Annotated in this window: 6 protein-coding genes and 1 pseudogene; 5 read left to right on the top strand and 2 right to left on the bottom strand. The window is 56.3% G+C overall.

The features are described from left to right. Nucleotides 1-139: phage integrase N-terminal SAM-like domain-containing protein (locus Q363_RS47245; RefSeq protein WP_425387817.1), on the bottom strand; the 139-nt coding region annotated here is incomplete at its 3' end. A 452-nt stretch (nt 140-591) separates the two neighbouring features. Here Q363_RS47245 and Q363_RS30650 point away from each other — a divergent pair. The 5 genes from Q363_RS30650 to Q363_RS41630 all read left to right on the top strand — a co-directional run bounded on the left by Q363_RS30650 (nt 592) and on the right by Q363_RS41630 (nt 4,074). Further along, nucleotides 592-1,014, top strand: coding sequence for a DUF1214 domain-containing protein (locus Q363_RS30650; protein ID WP_084080945.1), 423 nt, complete (start codon nt 592-594; stop codon nt 1,012-1,014). A 241-nt stretch (nt 1,015-1,255) separates the two neighbouring features. Beyond that, nucleotides 1,256-1,420 carry a hypothetical protein gene (locus tag Q363_RS41635; protein ID WP_157467967.1) on the top strand — a complete coding sequence of 55 codons (165 nt, stop codon included), beginning with the start codon at nt 1,256-1,258 and terminating at the stop codon, nt 1,418-1,420. Beyond that, nucleotides 1,398-2,405, top strand: coding sequence for a DUF1214 domain-containing protein (locus Q363_RS30645; protein ID WP_051979573.1), 1,008 nt, complete (start codon nt 1,398-1,400; stop codon nt 2,403-2,405). Before Q363_RS41635 ends, Q363_RS30645 begins: the two co-directional genes overlap by 23 nt. Next, nucleotides 2,402-3,850, top strand: a complete 1,449-nt coding sequence (locus Q363_RS30640) for a DUF1214 domain-containing protein (protein WP_035358331.1) — start codon at nt 2,402-2,404, stop codon at nt 3,848-3,850. The genes Q363_RS30645 and Q363_RS30640 overlap by 4 nt, the downstream gene beginning before the upstream one ends. A gap of 86 nt (nt 3,851-3,936) precedes the next feature. Next, a complete protein-coding gene (locus Q363_RS41630) occupies nt 3,937-4,074 on the top strand; it encodes a hypothetical protein (RefSeq protein WP_157467964.1) in 138 nt (45 codons plus the stop codon). A 410-nt stretch (nt 4,075-4,484) separates the two neighbouring features. Here Q363_RS41630 and Q363_RS42470 read toward each other — a convergent pair. Next, nucleotides 4,485-4,701: pseudogene (locus tag Q363_RS42470) on the bottom strand (hypothetical protein); the annotation flags it as partial.

The following is a 4,701-nucleotide window of genomic DNA, read 5'->3' as shown; positions in this document are numbered from 1 at the left end:
AGAGCTGGTACTCGCGGATATGCTCTGCACCAAGCTGATCGGGAGCACGATGAAAGTGTTCGGCAAACTGCTTGACCGCAAACAAGTAGCCTTTTGCAGTTCCAGGCGAATAGTTGCGACGCTCGAGTTCTTCGAGCATCCGGTCTCTGAGCTGAGTCATAAGAAATACCTCCTATGACTCAGATCATGCCGCGAAAGCTAATCTCTGCCCGCCACAAATGCAGCGTCCACCACGCCAGCGGTTTAGTTCAAACCGGGTTTTGAGAAAGTTCAAAACTGAAGTTGCCGATAAGGCGACTTTTGAGGCATCGGACAGGATCACTACAGGTTGCGCACGATCCTAAAATGACCCGAAGTCCAACATTTTCCGTCCGGACTGTCACTTCGGCCAGTATGCGTGATGGGCACAGGGGTGTTCATATTATGCGGGGTCTGGGTACGTCTGGACCAAGGTCGTGAGGCGGGTGATTTCAGTCGCGTTTGAAACACGCGGGCTGTTCCGTGGGCCGGCTGCAACCTCACCCACCAGCAAACCAATCATCCGAAGGGAGAGCCCAGTGAGTATACTCAAGTACCTCATCGCCGCCACTCTTGTTGCAGTCACCAGCGTCGCCCACGCACAGGGGCGTCAGTCCCGGCATCTTCACCTTCACACCCGGCGTAGGCGGAGTCTACACGCTTGCTGCCGCAGACAGCACGGGGACAACTCTGTCAGGCGACAGCAGCTATCGCCTCCATTTGCCTGCCAACGTGCCAGCCGAACGGTTCTGGAGCCTCACCGCCTCGCTCTACGACAACGGCCAGCCGTTCCCTGCGATCAGCTCGTACCAGAACCTGACGCAAAATGCCGACGGCAGCATAGACCTCACCTTCGCCCCCACGGAGCCGCAGGTGAACGCCAAAAACTGGACGAAGACGACGCCCGACAAGCCATATTTTGTCGTCCTGCGCTTCTACGGCCAACCGAAGCTGCCATCGACAGAAGCTGGATGCCCAGCGACTTTGAGAAAGTGAACTGAAATCTTAGCGCTCCTCGCAACCCCAAAATCGGAGGAAACCCCATGCAAATCGCCGGCACACCCCTGGTTGTTGCTACGATGCTTTTCGGCGCGCTAACTTCGGCGCTGCCCCGACCAATGCCCAAACAGTCGATACCCAAATTGGTGAGCTGAAATACGAGGCCGGCTACCCGACCAAGGAGACATCTCAGAAGCTCTATGACGCAATCGACTTTCAGCGAGCCTGCCAAGCCTACATGTGGTCCTTTCCCGCCGTGAGCTTCGGCTCCGTCAGGGCCGGTTTGTTCCGGGATCTGGGAGCGACCTACAACGACATCGTGCTCTACCAGAACTTCGCCGACACCAAGAGTATCTGGCAACGGCGGCAAATTCCTGCTCGTGCCGCCGGGCTACAACGGTGAGCTGCCGACGGAAGGATATTTCATTACACATTTCAAGACGATGGATGCCAACTTCTTCATTCGAGGCATTGTGATCAAAGGGGACGTGGCAGGCGCCGCCGATATGATCGCGAAGTCGCGAATCTATCCCTATAGCGAGCGCGCCAATCCCAAGCCCAACCGAGTCCTGCGCGTCTCGGGCAAATACATCAACACGGACGAACCCGAGGGGCTCGCGTATTGGAAGCTGTTGTCGGAGGTGATCAACAACAACCCGGTGGCAGAGCGCGATCGCTTTTTCATGGCGATGCTCAAGCCGCTGGGCATTGAGAAGGGCAAGCCGTTCGCGCCGGATGATCGCCAGAAGCGAATCCTGGAAGAGGGCGCGCGTCTCGGTCATGCGATGGCGCAGAACATCAGTTTCGATTCACGCCTCGCCGCGTCCCCGGTCTATCCGGGAAAGAACTGGGTGAACGTGATGGTGTTAAACACGGAGGAGAAAACCCAGCAGGAATCCGACTTCTACTCCCAGCTCGACGAGCGCCTGAACTATCTTTACCTCGGCACGTGGCCGTCCCATGCAATGAACCTGCCGTTTCCCTCCAAGGGCCAGCGGTATCTGGAGAGTTTCAAGGACAAGGACGGTAACTGGCTGGACGGCTCGAAAAACTATAAGCTGCACGTCCCGGCCAACGTGCCCGTCGAGGAATTCTGGTCCGTCACGGTTTATGACAACCTCACCCGTTCCATGACCATGAACAAAGCCAATAAGGCTGCAGTAAGTTCCTACGACAAGATCAAAACGAACGCAGATGGCTCTGCGGACCTTTACTTCGGACCGAAAGCGCCGGCGGGTTTGGAGAGCAACTGGGTGGATACCAGTGCGTCCAAGGGATGGTGGGTCTGGTTCCGCTTCTATGGCCCGAAGGAGCCGTTCTTCGACAAGAGCTGGCAGTTGCCGGACTTCGAAAATTTGAAATCGGAAAAGCGGGAGCAACTACCATGAACAGGACCATACTCAATACGTTGAACTGCGCCGCCGTCGTGATGACGCTGTGCACGGCAGCCATCGCCCCGCAGGCGTTGGCGCAAAACCCTCAGCCACGAAGCCGTCAAGACTCCGCCGATCAACTTCTCTACCGCCGCGCGTTTGAGGTTGCCTTGTGGGCAATGCCCGCGGCGGACACATTTGCGGCGCGCGAAGCAGTCAAGCGAGACTTGCATGGCAAGCCAAATGATGTGGCGATCGACACCAAGCCGCTGAACTCGGATGCCCACCTGATCGCTGTGCAGACCCAGACTCCGTATCTGCAAGGCGCTTTGGATTTGAGGGATGGCCCAATCGTGGTCGAAATCCCCGCTGCTACCAGCGAGTCACACCTATACGGAACAATCTGTGACGCTTGGCAGCGTCCGCTTGACGGAATTGACGTTGGGAAGGATGGCTGGGACGAGGGGAAAGGCGCCAAATATCTTCTGTTGCCACCCGACTACAAGGGAGATGTGCCTGCCGGGTACAAGACCATGCCCAGCCGCACGTATCTCCAGAATTTCCTCATCCGCTCGATCTCGACGGCTGGCTGGAATGCCGCCCTTGAATACGCATACACGATGAAGGTCTACCCCTTGGCGCAGGCCGCAAACCCCGGCAAGACGACCTTCCTGGATATGTCCGGCATCGTGTATCGCGCCGCTCCCGTGTTCGATGCCGGATACTTCAACCTGATTGACATGGTCGTGCAGGAAGAGCCTGTGAATGACTACGACAAGACCATGCTTGGGATGGCCGCATATGTCGGCATCGAGAAGGGCAAGCCCTTCAAGCCCGATACCCACACCGTGCAGATCCTCGAACGCGCGGCGAAGGATGCCCAAGAATACCTGATCCAGATATCGAACGGCGTTGCATGGGTCCCTGTCGACGGGCAGCCCGGCTGGACGCGTCTCAACCTGCACAGGGAGGATATCGCGAAAGGTCGCCTCTACGTCTACGAAAATGCGGATGGGATGATCGATTATCAACGGCGCGCGGCGATTGACTACTGGGCCTATGTCATGCCCGCCGATCTCGGAAGCGGAACCATGTACAACGTCGCGTTCGTCGACGCGAAGGGCCGTCCAATAGAATCGACCAAGAATTACCGGCTCCGGATGCCGAAAGACTTTCCTGCCCTGAATTTCTGGTCTGTGTTCGCCTATGACGCCCGCACACGCACCTTCATCGCCAACAGCATGAAAGGCCGTCAGCTTTCATCCCTCGACAAGCTGGTGAAGAACCCCGATGGGTCCATAGACATCTATATCGGTCCCACCGCGCCCAAGGGTTTGGAATCGAACTGGATTGGAACCATCCCTGGAATTGATGTTTTCATGGGCCTCCGGACCTATGGCCCCGAGAAGGCCGTGTTGGATGGAACGTACAAAATTCCGCGCTTCGAGCTGATGAAATAGGTCGAGGTCGGCAGAACAGACAACGACCGTACGATCGGAGAAGAATCATAAGAACAAAACGACTTACGCAAGGAAATGTATCACTCGTGACAGCGTTAGCGTTGGCGTTGTTAATGTCAATGATCGCCGGTATTGCCGGCGCGGCAGATGCAAAAAAACCCGCCACGGCGGGCAAACCCAACATCCTCATCTTTATCTCGGCACTTGGCCAGCCGAAGCCATGAACCTGCCGTTCCCCTCCAAGGCCAGCGATATCTGGAGAGTTTCAAGGACAAGGACGGCAACTGGCTGGACGCTGCCAAACTCACTGAGAAGCTCCTCAAAAGCAAGTGCTAGAGTACCTCACTCAAAACCTCAATACGCTTCAAATCTCTGGTGCTCATTCTTATCAGGCCCATCCCTTGAACATGACATTTCTAATGAGCGGGGACCTGACATTTCTATTGAGCGCTTACAGGTCCTGTTGCTGCAAAGCGTAAGTGTCGTCAGCGATGCAAAGCTGAAATGTCATCATAATCGGTCGTCGTCGTCGTGCGGTGGGAATGTGTGAAATCGTCGACACTGACGATTTCCAAGGGCTGTGGGAAGAGGGGGAGACCGGACAGTCTTATCGTCCGGTCTTCCACGCTTTCCATCAGACCGTCATTTCCACCGCGGGGGGCGCCACGATCTTTGCTTTGTAATCGGGCCCGTAAAGCTGTCGGCCTCGCTTCTGATATCCAAGCTTCTCGCTGTTGGTCCTTATCTTCGGTTGATGCTTCACATCCTGCTGCGCCTTGACCACAGCGAGGGCATGGCCGAGGCGTTTGTTCTCGACGACGGCTGTATGGCTTACCCGCTGGTCCTTGCTG

Origin of the sequence: Edaphobacter aggregans DSM 19364 (assembly GCF_000745965.1) — a bacterium.
GTDB classification, from domain to species: domain Bacteria; phylum Acidobacteriota; class Terriglobia; order Terriglobales; family Acidobacteriaceae; genus Edaphobacter; species Edaphobacter aggregans.
This window is presented reverse-complemented; position numbering and strand designations above follow the sequence as displayed.

Excerpts from the sequence above, each read along its gene's own strand:
- Q363_RS41635 (WP_157467967.1), top strand. The coding sequence starts at position 1,256 with ATGTGGTCCTTTCCCGCCGTGAGCTTCGGCTCCGTCAGGGCCGGTTTG.
- Q363_RS30640 (WP_035358331.1), top strand. The coding sequence starts at position 2,402 with ATGAACAGGACCATACTCAATACGTTGAACTGCGCCGCCGTCGTGATG.